The sequence below is a fragment of the Methylophaga sp. F-2 genome (assembly GCF_056859315.1).
Window position 1 is genome coordinate 98678 of the sequence record NZ_JBSXOF010000015.1, and the last position, 16693, is coordinate 115370.

Genomic DNA, 16693 nt, shown 5'->3' on the forward strand with positions numbered 1-16693 from the left:
TATGAAAATTCTGATCCTCGGAGCCGGTCAAGTCGGCGCTTCTGTGGCGGCAACATTGGCTCGCGAAGACGATGATGTCACCCTTGTCGATACAGACAGCACTAACTTACTCAAACTGCAGGATCATTACGATATTCGAACGATTCAGGGACAAGCCTCTCATCCCGATGTGTTGGCCCGGGCCGGCGCTGAAGATGCTGACTTGATTCTAGCGGTGACCAACAGTGATGAAACCAATATGGTGGCCTGTCAGATTTGTCATACGCTCTACAACACGCCCACCAAAATTGCCCGTATTCGCTCAACAGGCTACCTGTCGACGCCACAATTATTTGATAAAGAAAACCCTCAGGCGATTGCCATTGATATGCTGATCAGTCCTGAGCAAATCGTCACGGAATATATCCAGCGACTTATCAGCCATCCTAATGCTTTACAGGTATTAGATTTTGCTGAAGGTAAAGTGCAGCTTGTCGCTGTAAAAGCTTTTCATGGCGGTCTGTTGGTCGGGCATCCACTGCGTGATTTACGCAAACATATTCCGAAAACAGAAACCCGGGTTGCCGCTATTTTCCGTGATGGTCACCCTATCACGCCCACCGGTGACACTACGATTCAGGCCGATGATGAAGTTTTTTTCATCGCCGCCACCAAAGACATTCGTGCTGTCATGGGCGAACTGCGTCGTCTGGAAAAACCCTATAAGCGTATTATGCTGGCTGGCGGCGGTAATATCGGTGCCCGCCTGGCAAAAGCCTTAGAAAATGATTATCAAATCAAACTAATCGAAGCCAACCCCGATCGCGCTGAGTTCTTGTCAGAAGAGTTGAGCAACAGTATTGTGCTGTTAGGCGATGTCGCCAATGAAGAGCTGTTACTCGAAGAAGAAATCGATAAAGTCGATCTGTTTTGTGCCTTAACCAATGATGACGAGGCCAATATTCTCTCTGCCATGCTGGCAAAACGACTTGGTGCCAGTAAGGTTTTATCGCTGATTAATCGGGCAGCCTATGTGGATTTGGTAGAAAGTGGCAGTATTGATATTGCCTTATCACCTCAGCAGGCGACTATTGGTAGTCTACTTGCCCATATTCGTCGTGGCGATATTGTCGCCGTTCACTCCCTACGCCGTGGTGCTGCTGAAGCATTGGAAGCGATTGCTCATGGTGATAGCAGTTCCTCTGTCGTTGTCGGTCGCCGCATTGATGAAATCGACTTACCGCCGGGTACAACCATTGGGGCGATTGTACGGGGTGAAGAAGTGATTATTGCTAAAGATGAGACCATTATTGAATCTGAAGACCACGTTATTTTGTTTTTAGTGAATAAACGCTATATAAAAGAGGTCGAACGTTTATTCCAGGTTGGCTTTACCTTCTTTTAGGAGTGCTATGGAGTCTTCATTACAAAACCATTTTCTGATTGCGATGCCTACTCTGGCCGATTCATTTTTTTATCGTTCGGTCATTTATCTCTGCGAACATGATAAAAATGGTGCTATGGGCCTGATTATTAATCGACCGACCCGTGTCATGTTAGAAGAACTCTTATCTCACCTTCATATTGAGAACCCCTCCGAAAGCATAAAAAACACACCGGTTTTATTTGGGGGACCGGTACAAAAAGGCCAGGGCATGGTGATACATGATCAGGCTCAATCTCCCTGGAAATCGAGTCTGCAATTATCTGACGATGTTATCTTAACCACATCCACTGATATTCTTGAAGCCATTGGTACCGATGAAGGCCCATCTAATGCCCTGGTAACCCTGGGTTATGCCGGTTGGTCCGCAGGTCAGCTAGAAGAGGAACTCATGGAAAATAGCTGGCTAACTGTTCCAGCCAGTCATGAGTTATTATTTACCACACCAGCCGAACAGCGCTGGCAAGCAGCCGCTAAATCTATCGGCGTTGATATTAACCTGATGTCTAACTTTGCAGGCCACTCATGAGTGCAGCCAGGACCTTACTTGGTTTCGATTTCGGCATGAAAAATATCGGCATTGCCGTCGGTCAGGAATTAACGGCCACAGCTAACCCGCTGACCGCAATCAAGGCACGTGATGGTATTCCGGACTGGTCGCAAATAGAAAAACTGCTGAAAGAGTGGCAACCCGATCTGCTTATCGTCGGTCTTCCTCTGAATATGGATGGGACTGAACAAGAAATGACGGCCGCCGCTAAACGGTTTGGAAATCGACTGAATGGTCGATTTAATATTCCAGTGGAATGGCAAGATGAAAGACTGACAACATACGAAGCACTAGACCAAATGGGAATCCGCAGTAAAATGGACTCTCGTCAACGCAGTGACGTCGATCAGTTATCTGCACAACTCATACTTCAATCATGGCTGAACCAACAATGACCATCGCACTGACCCAAAATCAAGTTCAGAACCTGCTCAATGATATGGCAGCAGATATTCGCGATAAATTCGCGGAAAAACAACCCTTACTCGTCGGTATTCATACCGGAGGCGTATGGGTAGCTAAAGCCTTACAGGATATTCTGGGTAAGGATTTTTTCGACGCGCCACTCGGCACCCTTAACATTGCCTATTATCGGGATGATTTCACCCGCATTGGCATGCACCCTCAGGTGACACCATCGGATTTGCCTTTTAGCGTAGATGGCCGTCATCTGATTCTGGTTGATGATGTGCTGCATAGTGGACGCACCACTCGTGCCGCTCTCAATGAGATTTTTGACTATGGCCGCCCAGCCAGCGTCACGCTGGTGGTTTTGGTTGACCGCAATGGGCGTGAACTGCCTATCCAGGCAGATATCATCGGAAAAACCGTTGAAGTCGCCAAAGGCCAACATATCAAACTCACTAATAGCTCAGGATTACAGTTGGAATATCGAAACAAAGGCAAGGCTGAATGAATAACAACCAATTGACGGAAAGCGGTCAGCTACGCCACTTCCTCACGATTGAAGGACTAAAAAAGCCACTACTGACGGAAATTATGGACCGGGCAGAGCAATTTTCAGGCATCACCAATCGTCAGGTAAAAAAAGTCCCCATCCTGCGGGGGAAAACCATCGTTAACCTGTTTTTTGAGAACAGTACTCGTACCCGTTCTACCTTTGAACTGGCAGCAAAACGTCTGTCTGCCGATGTCATGAATTTTAATATCAGCACCTCAGCCACTTCAAAAGGTGAAAGTCTGCTGGATACCTTGCACAACCTTGAGTCGATGCACACAGACATGTTTGTTGTCAGACACAATCAAAGCGGTGCCGCTGAATTTATTGCCCAACATGTCTCACCTCACGTCAGTGTCATTAATGCAGGTGATGGCTGTCATGCTCATCCGACACAAGCCATGCTGGATATGTTTACCATTCGTCGCCATAAAAAAAGCTTCCCTGATCTGCGGGTGGCGATTGTCGGTGATATTTTGCACTCACGGGTGGCACGTTCACAGATTCAAGCGTTATCAACACTTGGCGTTGGTGAAATTCGTGTTATTGGTCCCAAAACCTTACTGCCTGCCGACTGCCAAACGCTCGGCGTGCATGTGTATCACGATATGGAAGCGGGCTTAGAAGATGTTGATGTGATTATTATGCTACGTCTGCAACTTGAACGTATGCAAGGGGCTTTAATCCCCAGCGCCAGGGAGTATTTTCACTGCTTTGGGCTAACAGACGACAAACTCAAACTCGCGAAACCGGATGCCATTGTGATGCACCCAGGTCCAATCAATCGAGGCGTCGAAATTGCCTCTTCGGTGGCTGACGGCCCGCAATCGGTCATATTAGAACAAGTCACTCATGGTATCGCCGTCAGAATGGCTGTCATGTCTATGGCTATGGGTGCACAATCAGAACAAAACGAGCTGCCAGCATGAAAATTCGTATAAAAAATGGCCGTGTTATCGATCCTGCAAGCCAGTTTGATGCCCGCCAGGATGTCTATATCAGCGATGGAAAAGTCATCGCTATCGGCGAGCAATTAGATGGCTTTGAGGCTGATAAAACCATTGACGCAACCGGTTTAATCGTTTGCCCCGGGTTAATTGATCTCAGTGTCAGATTACGTGAGCCGGGACAGGAACACACAGCCACTATCCTCACAGAAACCAAGTCAGCAGCCGCTGGTGGCATCACCACGGTCTGTGTACCGCCCGACACGGCACCGGTGATTGATAATCCCACTGTAGTTGAACTCATTGAGGATCGTGCTAAAAAATCCGGTCGCAGCATGGTATTGACCATGGGCGCAATGACGCAAAATTTGAACAGTGAATTATTAGCCGAGATGGCCAGACTAAAAGCCGCTGGTTGTGTCGGAATCAGTAATGGACTGTCTCCGATTAAAAATAGTGTCATCTTACAAAGAGCAATGGCTTATGCTGCCACACTCGATATGACGGTTTTTATCACGCCTGCCGATCCATGGTTACAAAGCCAGGGTTGTGTACATGAGGGCGCAGTTAGCTCACGACTTGGTTTAGGAGGCATTGCAGAAAGTGCTGAAACCATTGCTGTCAGTCGTGATTTGATCTTAATCGAACAAACCGGAGTGCGTGCTCACTTTCATAATTTATCCACAGCTAAAGCGGTTAAATTAATTCGTGATGCACAAAATAGAGGGTTACCGGTAACCGCCGATGTCAGTGCCCATCATTTACATTTATCCGAGCATGATCTGGGTAATTACGATGCGTTAAGCCATGTATTGCCGCCATTTCGCAGTATCCGCGACCGAGAGCAACTGCAACAAGGTGTCCGTGACGGTGTTATTTCAGCGATATCTTCCCATCATCAACCACTTGATAAAGACGACAAATTAGGCCCCTTCGCAGAAACAAAACCTGGTATTTCTGGTCTTGAAACCTTATTACCATTAACAATGAAGTTAGTAGAAGATGACGAGGTTAATTTGCACACCGCTTTAGCTGCTCTAACCTGTAACCCGGCAGACATTCTGGGTATCGACTCAGGACAGCTTAAAGTTGGGGCTACTGCCGATATCTGCTTAATTGATCCTGATTCTGAATATGAATGCCAACCGTTAAACTTTGTCAGTGCCGGTAAAAATAGCCCGTTTGAAGGCTGGTTATTTAACCACCAGGTCAGCCATACTTTATTTCATGGTCGCTTAGTTCATGAACGAGATTAAGAGTTAAAGGAAACAAGATGAAATCAATAAAAATGGCTTTATGCTGCGCCACGTTAATTGCTGCATTTTTCATGATAACCGCCTGTAGCCCAGAAGTAGGCAGCGAAGACTGGTGCCAAATGATGAAAGATAAAGCCAAAGGCGACTGGACTGCCAACGAAGCCGCTGACTTCACTCGTTACTGTATTTTCCCAAGCAATGACAAATAAACTCTACGCGCTGGATTTTGATGGTGTTATCTGTGATAGCGCTATAGAGACTGGCATAGCAGGTTGGAAGGTTGCCCTGAAAGTATGGGCAGATATGCCAACTGAGATGCCTGATGATTTACTGGAAAAATTCCGGCAAGTGCGTCCAGTCATGGAAACGGGCTATGAGGCCGTGCTTATCATGCGACTGCTGTATGAAGGCATGTCTGCTGACACACTCATGTCTGCATTTCATCATCAGATTGAAGCGTTGATGATCCGCGATGATATGTTTGTCGATGAACTGAAAGAAGTCTTCGGTAAAACCCGCGATGAATGGATTAGGGACGACTTTGATAGCTGGATTGCTATGAATCCATTATTCGAAGGTATTGCTGAAAAACTTCGGACCATTCCAACGGATAATCTAGTGATTATCACCACAAAACAAGAACGCTTCGTTGATCATATTCTCAAAGCGAATCAGATTTCACTGCCAATAGCACAGGTTTATGGCCTGGACAGAAATATGAGCAAACAACAGATCCTCAGCGATCTGCACGCCGAAAAACCGGATATGGAGATTGTTTTCATTGAGGATAGACTTCCAGCACTGATAAATGTCATCACTGAAGACGGTCTGGATGATATCAAGCTCTATCTGGCGAGTTGGGGCTACAACACCGCTTCAGATAAGGAAAGTGCAAATAATATCGACAGAATCTCTGTTATCCAACTCTCAGACATGGCACTACTTTGATACAAATTTAGTGCTGGTGAGGAATCTTATTGTAGTGTTTGTGTGGCGTATCGTGATTTTCATCAAACCACTGCTGGGCTAACTGACTGGCTTGCTGTCTCTGCTCTGCACTTAACGCAGCCGCCACAGCTGAACGATAGTAATGGGCATCTTCATGTCCGCTAGAAGCGGCTAAATCAAACCACTTATAGGCTTCGAGAAGATTCTTCTGATCACCATCACCACGCTGGTTCATCAGCCCCAAATAAAACTGTGCATTTCGGTCCCATCCCTTCGCGGCAACATCAAACCAGTGTCTTGCCATTAAATTATCCTGACTGCCCCCTAGCCCTAGATAACTCATAAACCCCAACATAAATGCTGCCTCAACACTATTATTCTCTTGGGCTTTTAGAAACCAGCTTTTTGCCTGTACATGATCTAAAGCAACACCATCCCCATCAAATAACATTTTTGCTACACGATATTGTGCATTCGGATAACCAGATTCTGCTGAGCGTTTAAACCAAGAATAAGCCTGTTTTGTGTCCTGCTTAACACCAGAACCACTTAAATAGAGAAGCCCAAGATTGAATTGGGCCTGACTATGTCCTTGTTCACCGGCTTTTTCAAACCAGTCAGCGGCAGCTTTGAGATCTTTTTTGACACCCTGTCCATTCATTAACATGGCACCGACATTAAACTGAGCCACGGCACTGCCTCTTTCTGCAGATTTTTTAAAAAGTTCAAAGGCTTTCTTTTGATCTCTCTTTACGTCTGGCTCATTCCCTGTGTAGTAAAGCATTCCCAATGCATAAGCCGCTTCATCATGGCCTTTTTGCGCGGCGATATCTAACCAGCTCATTGCAGAATCATAATCTGGTTGGCCCAGCTTTCCTGATAGCAGTAAAGCCCCGAGATTATATTGGGCTTCAATATTTCCCTGCTTGGCAGCGGCTAACCAATTTTGCTGGGCAGCCTGATAATCGCCTTTTTGCGCCGCATCCATGCCTTCGGAAAAACTATCAGCATGTGCTGTAACGAAAATATTGGAAACGATAAGAAGCACTTGTAGAAAAAACAAAAACATTTGTTTCAAATTTTATCCTTTTGAACCGATAAATATAGACATAAAAATCTAATGAGCAATGCTGAGAAACCTTAACGAAAATATAAACTATCTCACATTAGATCATGTGTTTTTTACAAAAACATACATATAATATTTTCCAATCTCAACAAAATCTATTGGACGAGATTTGGTAACGGAGCGGCATCATGGTCAAATTCTTTTTACGTTTTACGTTCTTTTCTCTTCTTTTAGTTTCATTCTCCGCTAATGCTGGTCACTTGTTTACCCAAGGCTCAAGTAATACGCCTATCAACCTGAAGTCAGGTCAAGGTATTGAAATAACCCAATTATCATACGAAAGCGCTGGAGCAAGTGGGCTTGTTGATATTCATTTTCTGGGTACTGGAGTGGATAATAATGTTTCATGGTCAGCTGGAGACAGTTTAAAAGTAACCATCGGCTCATGGAGTCAAACTTTTAGCTATGACACTTTAGCAACTGACTTTTCGAATGTTACACAATCAGCATCATCGTTTAGAGCAACTGACCCCACGCTAGCAGCCGCCAATATTACCCCTTCTGGTACAACTACTTTTACTATAGAAGCGACCTCAGGTCAGTTCACCTTTGATGGCTACCGTATTTCCGTAAATGGTGCGAGATATAATGGCTCTAATTCAGGCCCTATCGATCAATCTCAAGTTGTTTCCTCATCTACTTTTCAGTCCAACGCCGGATCAAATCAGAAAACCGGGGTTGGGCAACACTTAGATCAAATTAGTGGCAACGTTGGAGGTAAACTCGATGATTTCATCACACTGCTCGCTAGTCAAACACCAGAAAAGCAACAGGAAGTTTTAAAAAGCATCTCACCGGAACAAAGTCAGGCATTAGGTCAATCTGTTAATAATACGGTTTCCGGAAGTTTCGACACCGTTCAGGTACGCCTTGATTCGCTCAGGCTGGGTGGTACAGATGTCCAAAACCTGAATCATTCATCAGGTTTATCCTCCGGTGGAGTTCTTGATGGCATATTAGAGCGCCATGCTTGGGTTAAAGCGCTTGGTGGGAAATCTAAACAAGATAGTGAAGATGGTTTTGCCGGCGCAGACTCGCGTTATCACGGTGTAATGGGTGGCATGGACTTTACCAATAGCTCAGATCTCACCCTAGGAGCGGCGTTTGCTTATGCTCGTACCGATGTCAATATGAATGATTATCGTGATGGTGATGGCGCCGATATTGATACCTATCAATTAACGGCCTACTTCAATCAATCTTTTGAACGTTTTTATGTAGAAGGCATGCTGACTTACGCCTATCAGAACTACGAAACCAAACGAAATACTCATGTTATCGGTGTAGCCAAAGGTGACTTTGATGGTGATATGTTTGCTGCAAGACTGGTGTCAGGTATGCCACTCTATCTTGAGCAGTTTACTGTCACGCCTTTTTTTGGTGTTGAAGCTTACCACACCAGACAGAGAGGCTATACGGAGAAAGGGGCTGACTACCTTTCTATGCACATAAATAGTAATGAGTCTAATCGCTTCCGTTCACTTGTGGGTACAAAAGTGAGCAAAGAGTTTGAATTATCCGACGGCAGTATCTTAACGCCGACACTACAAGTAAGCTGGCGTCATGAATTTAAAGAAGATGGCATCAAAACTACATCATCATTCTTGGGTGGTGGTGGTCAGTTTGAGAGTGTTGGTCAAAATGTCGATCGTAATACTGGCAGTATTAGTGGCCGGGTTAACTGGGCAAAAACAGATAGCCTGTCACTGGGTGTTGAGCTAGGTGCAGAAGCCTCTTCCGGTTATCGTGCCTATAATGGTCAGCTCTATGCTGACTGGACTTTCTAATCATAAAACAGTAATGATAAAGGCACCTTAATGGTGCCTTTTTCGTTTATAGCGTGTACTAAATACAGATATGAAACGCCGAGATATAATAAAAAGTGGGGTTGGTTTGGGGTTATTTTTACCCTACTTCTCTTTACCAACAGCTTTGGCCAACTTGTTATCTTTTCAGCAAACACGCACCCTTGTAGCCTTCATCGACGCATTAATTCCGGCTGATACAACACCTTCCGCTTCACAACTAAAACTTCATCAAACCTTGTTACTTCACGCTAAAGAAATAAAAAACTATCCTGAGCTGATTCAGCTTGGTTGTCAGTGGTTAGATAACCAAGCGGACCTCATTAATCAACAGCCGTTTCTTCGTCTTAGTGTTGAACAACAAAACCTTATTATAAAAAAAGCAGCAAACAGTGATGAGCTGAGTATCCCTGCACAATTTTTTACTCACATTAGGCAGGATCTGTTTCGTTTTTACTATGCTAATCCAGCCAGCTGGTCAGGATTAGACATTTCACCACCACAACCGACCGGCTATTTAAGCTACTTCAGACCGTTACTTAATGAATAACGCCACACCCTATTATGATGCCGTCATCGTTGGCTCCGGGGCTGGCGGAGGTACTGCTGCCTGGTATTTAAGTCATCATGGCTGGAAAGTGCTTGTAATTGAAGCTGGACCATATTTCCACCCTGAAAATGATTATTTAGCTGCCACTAGTCAGTGGGAGTCACCCTTCCCACAAAAAAAACTTAGCCAGGGAAATTATAGCTATGCGGATATGCAATTACTTTCTGAAAAGAATGATGATCTGCGTTCATGGAATCATATTCAAGGGAAATTAAACAAAACGGATCGTCGTATCCCATTTGGCTATCAGCATGTCCAAGGGGTTGGTGGTAGCTCACTTCATTTTAGTGGTGAAGCACACCGTCTGAACCCTCGCTCAATGAACATGTTTTCAGAATTCGGACTCTCGGCTGACTGGCCAGTTTCATACAAGGAACTAGAACCCTTCTATAATCAAGCTGAGCAACTGGTTGGCGTAGCAGGCTCGACCACCGATAACTCACGTCCTCGTTCCCAACCTTATCCACAAAGCCCTCATAAACAGAGCTATAGCAGTCAGCTTTTAAAAAAAGCCTTTTCAGAAAAAAATCTGAATCTGATAGAAAACAGTGTCGCGATACTTAGCGCCAATAAACAAGACCGACCAGAGTGCAATTATTGCAACTGCTGCCTCAAAGGTTGCCCACGCGCTGACAAAGGCAGTATTGATGTGACATATATACGAATGGCAAAGGCAACCGGACGCTGTGATATAAAAACCGGCTGCTACGTCACACAAATTGAGGCTGATAAAAACGATAAAGTAAAAGGTATTTACTATATCGACAATGATGGCGTTGAACACTTCATTTCAACACCACATCTTATTCTTGCTGCTGGTGCTATAGAAACCCCCAGATTATTACTAGCATCTGGAACCAAGGACGCAAAAGGTCTTGCCAATGAATCCGGCCAAGTTGGAAAAAACTTCATGGAAACCATTTTATGGACATCAAATGCCATTTTAGATGCTCCACTTGGCAGTCATCGTGGCCTGGCTGTCGATAGTATTTGCTGGGACTATAATCAGCCTGACAGTATTCCGGGCATTATTGGCGGCTGTCGTTTTTCGCCTTCTGTAGCTGAATCAGATCTTATTGGTCCAATTAACTATGCTCAACGAGTAGTTGCAGGCTGGGGACTAGAACACAAACAACAGATGAGAAAACAGTTCGGTCAGGTATTATCGCTGAGTGGTATAGCTGAAAGTCACACACACCCCAAAAGTTTTATCGATCTCGATCCAAGTATCAAAACCAGACATAAACAACCAGCAGCAAGGATTCACAGTTATATTGATGAGATGACCACCAAGCGTATACGGTTTATGGCAGAGATATGCAGAGACATCCTAAAACATGCTGGAACCACGGATATTTTTGAAGAATTTAGTTGCTACGATATTTTTAGTAGCTCTCATGTGTTTGGCACCTGCCGGATGGGTAATGACCCAGAGCAGTCTGTCGTCAATCAATGGTGTCAAAGTCATCGCTGGAACAACTTATATATTGTTGATGGTAGCGTGTTTCCAAGTTCAGGCGGTGGTGAGTCACCCGGTCTTACTATTCAAGCAATAACCTTACGAGCAATGAAAAAACTACATGAAACCAAAAAAAGCACTTCGCGGTAATCGGTCCGGTTATATTCTGTCTGAAAGCCTCGATTTTTGGATGACAGGCGGTGTATCCATTGTTGTGATGTTTTTATTGTTGGTCTATATCTTTTTTACTAGCGTCCCACAATCTACAGCTAACATTACCAGCATCTTAGGCACTGCCATTGTGCTACAGCTACTCATTAACTGGCCCCATTTCATGGGTGCTTATCGACTTATTTATACTCCAAAAAGTAATATAAAACGCTACAAGTCAGCCACTATTTATATCCCATCAGTACTTTTATTAATCTTAATAGTTGGGTTAGTCACCAGTGAGCCAACCGAAGGAACTGTATCGCTATTTTCTGTGAATCAGGATGTCACCTATTTTTGCTGGCTCGTTGCTGCCTTCTATCTTGCTTGGCATTACACCGGACAGGCTTGGGGGATGATAGCGACTTACAGCAAATTGAGTCAGTTGACGCTGAAAAAAAGTGAACGGCTTACACTTCGTTTAGGGCTAAGAACCTTGCTTACATGGCATGTAATCTGGGGAGCTCAGGATCTACCTGCAGAATGGTTTGGTGGTGTTTTACATGCCAATATTGATATGTTGCTGAGCTTGGTCAATATCGCTGCTTGTCTTGCCTTTTTTGCCTCATCGATGGTGTGGTATGGCGTTTATCTTCGAACAAAGCGAATTCCAGATAAACGTATACTCGTCTCGTGGTTATCGATTTATTTATGGTATTTCGTATTATTTTTTATGCCAGAAGCATACTTGTTGGTACAAGCATCTCACGCATTACAGTATCTACCGTTTCCAATGCGTGTTGAGTTAAACCGTCGACAAGCAAATTTAGGTGATATCAAACAATTTGCATTAAAAGCCTGGGCTATAAAATATTACGTATTGCTGCTCAGTGCCGGTATCGTCTTTTTTTACTTTCCGGAATTTATCTCTATCGAAAACCAACAATTTACATTTGCAGTACTGGTTTCAAGCTTGATAAATATTCATCATTATTTTGTTGATAGCTGTATCTGGCGGATTAGCAATGCAGAAGTCAGGCATGAACTTTTCGCTCATTTAGAAACAAAAAATGTGAAATAAACTTGGGGAAAATAGGTAAGGAATAATGGCGGAGCGGACGGGACTCGAACCCGCGACCCCCGGCGTGACAGGCCGGTATTCTAACCAACTGAACTACCGCTCCACTATCCTTCTTGGCAGACGAAAAAACGTCTGTTGGCCGAAGAAGCGAGAGAATATACAGCAATTTTTACAAAGGTGTTAGTGTTTCATGTAAAAATTTTTTCTCTCACCTTTAAATCGCTCTTAATCCTTTTTATCCCAGTACGCTTTTTTGGCTTTTTGAAGTTTTTCATAGCCAGCCAACAGTGCATTATGACGTTCAAAGCCATGCAGGCTCAGACCAGGTGTATGTAATTGATGGAAAACTGTTTTTGCATCAACGATAGCGATGCCATCTTGCACATTTTGCTCACCGTACATTAAGGCCAAATACTGCTGATAGTCTTTATATTCACGCTCATCATCCCATTTGATGTCCAGTAACGCTTTTAAGCAGCGATAGAAGCGTAATTGCGCCTCGTCGCCTTGCCCCAGCGACAAACACCAGTCCACCCACTCCAATGCCTGCTCATCTTCCAAAGCCAAACACAACATCAATTTGATTTCACCTAAGCGAATGGTTGACCACAAAGTGCCAGGGTCAGGCGCTAAACCGATAAACTGAGCAACCGGTGTATGGTCGTTATAACCACCATCTTCCAAAGCCACTAATAACTCTCTCCACTGCTCTTTGGTACGAAATTTCAGTGATAATAAGTCTTCGCGAAATAAGGCGCCTTCATTATTATTTTCCCAGAGCAATTCATCCACTGGATAGATATCCGACATCCCTGGCACCAGAATACGGCAAGCGTAGACATCCAGATGCTCATAGTCGGCAATATAGATATCAAACCCCATCTCATGAATGATATCGGTCAGATAAGTAAACTCATCGCGGGTAGGCGCATCGTGATCCCAGTCATAGAATTCGTAATCTGGCGCATCACGAAAAAAGTCATAGGAGACATAACCACTGGAATCTATAAAGTGCATTTCCAGGTTTTGTGGTGATGCCACCTCTTCCATGTCAAATGTCGGTGGATGGAACACATCCAGTTGGTCCAGACTTCTACCCTGAAGTAATTCGGTGACCGTTCGTTCCAAAGCCACTTCAAAGCTGGGATGGGCACCAAAAGAGGCAAACACAGAACCATCTTTCGGATTAATCAAGGTCACGTTCATCACAGGGAACTGACCACCTAGTGAGGCATCAGCCACTTTTAGGTGATAACCATGCTCCTCAAGCTCTTCTAATGCGGCTTTAATTTTAGGAAACCGGTCGATGACATACTGTGGCACTTCGGGTAAACAAATCCCTTCAGCGATGATATGGTTTTTGACATAACGCTCAAACACTTCAGATAAACCCTGAACACGAGCCTCATTCTGGGTATTGCCTGCAGACATACCATTGCTGACATAGATATTACCGATGATATTCACCGGGAAATAGAGGGTTTCGTAGTCACGCTGACGCACATACGGCACCGCACAGATGCCTCTTTCACCAGCACCGGAGTTAGTATCAAATAATTTCTCTGGTGTCAGTGTTCTTTCTGGATCAAAGTGATCCCATAAGCCTTCATCTAATAAACCTTCAGGCATCTCATCATCATTGGAAACAAACCAGCGCTCATTCGGATAATGCACAAAGGGTGCCTGGCTATGCTGCTCACCTAAATAAAAATCAGCAAAAAAGTAATTACAGCTGAGGCGCTCAAAATACTCACCCAAGGCACTGGCTAAACAGGCTTTAGCAGAGCTGCCTTTACCATTGGTAAACATCAACGGACAGGTTTTATCCCGTATGTGTACAGAATAAACATGACTGACCGGATTCAGCCACGAGGCTTCTTCCACATCAAAACCAAATGCCTTTAGCTTTGCTTGCATGGTCGCAATACTGGTTTCCAGATCACGATCTTTACCTTTAATAAATGTTTGCTCAGTCATCATTTCTTCCAAAAAATAACCCCCTGCCCGGTACGAGCAGAGGGTTGATTGACATCATCAGCTGTTTCTTACATTTTTTCAGCGGCAGCAATGGCTTTTTTCACCAGACGTGCTGCTGCACCTTTTGCATCAGCCGCTTTGATTTGATCCAGATTGACAGGGTTACCCACAATAATGGCCCCTCCCATGCCAGCACCAAAGTGAGGCGTGCATTTGTAAACATAAATCCCTTCAACCGTGAAGGTGCGCTGATAGTTTTCACCCATTTGTGAATGCCATGCTTCAGCACCTTCTGGAATCAGACCTTCCAGAGATTGGGTGTCATGTGTAGGCATATTTTCCCAGGCGACTTTATCGCCAGGTTGAATTTGAATCACCAAAGGCTCGTACTTCAGACCGACCGCAGTCACGATATGTGTTTTTGCTTCGGCAGAGGCTTGTTCTTGTTCTGCAGGAGCCGCTTCTGCTTGGTCTTGTTCAACCGGCGCTGTCGCTTCTTCAGTCGTATCCGGTTCTGCTATCGCGCCTTCATCTACCACCGTTTCAGGCACAGCTTCATTCGCATCTTCCATATGCTCGGTAACTGTCTCATTCACCCCACCGACTTCATTTTGTGCCAGTGGCTGTGTTGATTCATCTTTAACTGAGGCTGGTGCAACAGCATCATCAGACTTATTAGATGAGACATTGGCGTAACGTTCTTTACTATCGTTAACAAACACTGTGGAGACAGCCGCCACAACAAAGATTGCTAGTAACGCAATCACAATAGCAATTAAAATCGATTTTTTCTTCATGATTCCTCCTGGATAAAAATTCATAGGTGAATGATAACATTCTCAACTAACGATTTAGTGTAGAGAAAACAATATTCTCATTAAAACTCTGTCATAATTGCATTCATAGAACTCGTCGTTACCTATTTTCATGGTAAACAATAAGTTCTATGTGTTAACAGACGTTCTGGCATCACCTCCGCTTTTACATCACTTCTTGTCGATGTAACAAAACCGTGACTGTTAACCTTATCCAACGACACACGCTGAATAATGCGAAGACGCTGTTTTCACTATAACGCTTTATATTGAGTAAATTATGACATTTTCCGAGTTAGGCCTCATTCTGCCACTGCAACGTGCCGTCACAGAATCAGGTTATACGACCCCTTCTCCAATTCAAGCCAAAGCCATTCCTGCAATCATGCAGGGTAATGATGTGATGGCTGCTGCCCAAACGGGCACAGGTAAAACTGCAGGGTTTACCTTACCACTTCTGCATAAACTGTCTGAAGGCAAACCAGCCCGCGCTAATCAGGCTCGTGCCCTTGTATTAACACCGACGCGTGAACTTGCCGCCCAAGTTGAAGAAAGCATTAAAACTTACGGTAAATATTTACCATTACGTTCAGCTGTAGTGTTTGGTGGCGTTAAAATAAACCCTCAAATGATGCAAATGCGCCGTGGGGTTGATGTATTAGTGGCCACACCAGGACGTCTTCTGGATCTTTACCAACAAAATGCGATTCGCTTTGATGAACTGGAAGTCTTAGTACTGGATGAGGCCGATCGCATGTTGGATATGGGTTTTATACACGATATCCGCAAGATCATTAACGTCTTACCACAAAAGCGCCAGACCTTAATGTTTTCGGCGACATTCTCTAATGAGATCCGCGAGCTGGCAAAACGCCTGGTTAAAAACCCCGTTGAGATTTCTGTTGCACCGGCGAATACCACCGCCAAGAAAGTGAAACAGTGGATCATTCCTGTTGATAAAAAACAAAAACCTGCATTACTCAATCAACTCATTCAGGATAACAACTGGTATCAGGTGTTAGTGTTTTCAAAAACAAAACATGGCGCCAATAAATTAACTAAATATCTAGAAGATCACGGCCTGAAAGCTGCGGCCATTCATGGCAATAAAAGTCAGGGAGCAAGAACACGAGCGCTGGCTGATTTTAAGTCCAATACGATTCAGGTATTAGTTGCTACAGATATTGCCGCAAGGGGATTAGATATTGATCAACTACCTCATGTCATCAACGTTGATCTGCCCAATGTGGCTGCTGATTATGTTCATAGAATAGGCCGCACAGGTCGTGCTGGTGCTACTGGAGAGGCCATCTCACTAGTCAGTGCTGACGAAATTGATCAACTCAAAGATATCGAAAAACTTATCGGTAATAAACTGGAACGAGAGTATATGGATGGTTTTGAGCCAACGCATGACGTACCAGATAGTTACAGTATTAGCAAAAAAGCTCCCTCTAAACAGAGACCGGCAAAACGCCGCCCACCAAGAGCGAACACGGACAATGCAACAGCTGCAAAGCGACCTGCGCGTCGTCCGCCACGGGCCAAACCGGCCAATAGAACCAATAAAAAACCACGCTAGATC

At 44.4% G+C, this 16693-nt stretch carries 16 protein-coding genes and 1 tRNA gene; 13 read left to right on the forward strand and 4 right to left on the reverse strand.

Going from position 1 to position 16693, the window contains the following annotated elements; translation table 11 throughout:
- Position 1 precedes the first annotated feature (1 nt).
- The 8 genes from trkA to AC13DA_RS02810 are packed head-to-tail and all read left to right on the forward strand — an operon-like array spanning position 2 to position 6082.
- Positions 2-1384, forward strand: a complete 1383-nt coding sequence (gene trkA / locus AC13DA_RS02775; protein WP_007144197.1) for a Trk system potassium transporter TrkA — start codon at positions 2-4, stop codon at positions 1382-1384.
- A gap of 7 nt (positions 1385-1391) precedes the next feature.
- On the forward strand, positions 1392-1952 hold the full coding sequence (locus tag AC13DA_RS02780; RefSeq protein ID WP_284451409.1) for a YqgE/AlgH family protein: 561 nt from the start codon (positions 1392-1394) through the stop codon (positions 1950-1952).
- A complete protein-coding gene (gene ruvX / locus AC13DA_RS02785; protein ID WP_007144199.1) occupies positions 1949-2368 on the forward strand; it encodes a Holliday junction resolvase RuvX in 420 nt (139 codons plus the stop codon). The genes AC13DA_RS02780 and ruvX overlap by 4 nt, the downstream gene beginning before the upstream one ends.
- Positions 2365-2889 (forward strand): bifunctional pyr operon transcriptional regulator/uracil phosphoribosyltransferase PyrR, encoded by a 525-nt coding sequence (gene pyrR / locus AC13DA_RS02790; protein ID WP_284451408.1) that lies wholly within the window; start codon positions 2365-2367, stop codon positions 2887-2889. Before ruvX ends, pyrR begins: the two co-directional genes overlap by 4 nt.
- Complete coding sequence (locus AC13DA_RS02795; protein WP_007144201.1) at positions 2886-3860, forward strand: aspartate carbamoyltransferase catalytic subunit; 975 nt, start codon at positions 2886-2888, stop codon at positions 3858-3860. Before pyrR ends, AC13DA_RS02795 begins: the two co-directional genes overlap by 4 nt.
- A complete protein-coding gene (locus tag AC13DA_RS02800; protein WP_284451407.1) occupies positions 3857-5134 on the forward strand; it encodes a dihydroorotase in 1278 nt (425 codons plus the stop codon). Before AC13DA_RS02795 ends, AC13DA_RS02800 begins: the two co-directional genes overlap by 4 nt.
- Before the next feature lie 17 nt (positions 5135-5151).
- Positions 5152-5343, forward strand: a complete 192-nt coding sequence (locus AC13DA_RS02805) for a DUF3012 domain-containing protein (protein WP_007144203.1) — start codon at positions 5152-5154, stop codon at positions 5341-5343.
- Positions 5333-6082 carry an HAD family hydrolase gene (locus AC13DA_RS02810; RefSeq protein ID WP_284451406.1) on the forward strand — a complete coding sequence of 250 codons (750 nt, stop codon included), beginning with the start codon at positions 5333-5335 and terminating at the stop codon, positions 6080-6082. Before AC13DA_RS02805 ends, AC13DA_RS02810 begins: the two co-directional genes overlap by 11 nt.
- Positions 6083-6089: 7 nt before the next feature.
- On the opposite strand, the gene AC13DA_RS02815 is transcribed toward AC13DA_RS02810, so the two are convergent.
- Positions 6090-7151: an SEL1-like repeat protein gene (locus AC13DA_RS02815; RefSeq protein ID WP_284451587.1), complete on the reverse strand. Its 1062-nt coding sequence runs from the start codon at positions 7149-7151 to the stop codon at positions 6090-6092.
- A 188-nt stretch (positions 7152-7339) separates the two neighbouring features.
- Between AC13DA_RS02815 and AC13DA_RS02820 the strand changes: the two genes are divergently transcribed.
- The 4 genes from AC13DA_RS02820 to AC13DA_RS02835 all read left to right on the forward strand — a co-directional run bounded on the left by AC13DA_RS02820 (position 7340) and on the right by AC13DA_RS02835 (position 12316).
- Complete coding sequence (locus tag AC13DA_RS02820) at positions 7340-8998, forward strand: autotransporter outer membrane beta-barrel domain-containing protein (RefSeq protein WP_284451405.1); 1659 nt, start codon at positions 7340-7342, stop codon at positions 8996-8998.
- 106 nt (positions 8999-9104) lie between these two features.
- A complete protein-coding gene (locus AC13DA_RS02825) occupies positions 9105-9566 on the forward strand; it encodes a gluconate 2-dehydrogenase subunit 3 family protein (RefSeq protein WP_284451404.1) in 462 nt (153 codons plus the stop codon).
- Positions 9559-11235 (forward strand): GMC family oxidoreductase, encoded by a 1677-nt coding sequence (locus tag AC13DA_RS02830; protein WP_284451403.1) that lies wholly within the window; start codon positions 9559-9561, stop codon positions 11233-11235. The genes AC13DA_RS02825 and AC13DA_RS02830 overlap by 8 nt, the downstream gene beginning before the upstream one ends.
- Positions 11207-12316 (forward strand): hypothetical protein, encoded by a 1110-nt coding sequence (locus AC13DA_RS02835; protein ID WP_284451402.1) that lies wholly within the window; start codon positions 11207-11209, stop codon positions 12314-12316. The genes AC13DA_RS02830 and AC13DA_RS02835 overlap by 29 nt, the downstream gene beginning before the upstream one ends.
- A gap of 26 nt (positions 12317-12342) precedes the next feature.
- Here AC13DA_RS02835 and AC13DA_RS02840 read toward each other — a convergent pair.
- The 3 genes from AC13DA_RS02840 to AC13DA_RS02850 all read right to left on the reverse strand — a co-directional run bounded on the left by AC13DA_RS02840 (position 12343) and on the right by AC13DA_RS02850 (position 15090).
- Positions 12343-12419 (reverse strand) — tRNA-Asp (locus AC13DA_RS02840).
- Positions 12420-12541: 122 nt separating this feature from the next.
- Entirely contained in the window at positions 12542-14293 is a 1752-nt protein-coding gene (gene ycaO / locus AC13DA_RS02845) for a 30S ribosomal protein S12 methylthiotransferase accessory factor YcaO (RefSeq protein ID WP_482945846.1), read from the reverse strand.
- A 68-nt stretch (positions 14294-14361) separates the two neighbouring features.
- Positions 14362-15090, reverse strand: a complete 729-nt coding sequence (locus AC13DA_RS02850) for a plastocyanin/azurin family copper-binding protein (RefSeq protein ID WP_007144211.1) — start codon at positions 15088-15090, stop codon at positions 14362-14364.
- Between the two features lie 298 nt (positions 15091-15388).
- Between AC13DA_RS02850 and AC13DA_RS02855 the strand changes: the two genes are divergently transcribed.
- Complete coding sequence (locus AC13DA_RS02855) at positions 15389-16690, forward strand: DEAD/DEAH box helicase (protein WP_284451400.1); 1302 nt, start codon at positions 15389-15391, stop codon at positions 16688-16690.
- Positions 16691-16693: the final 3 nt, after the last annotated feature.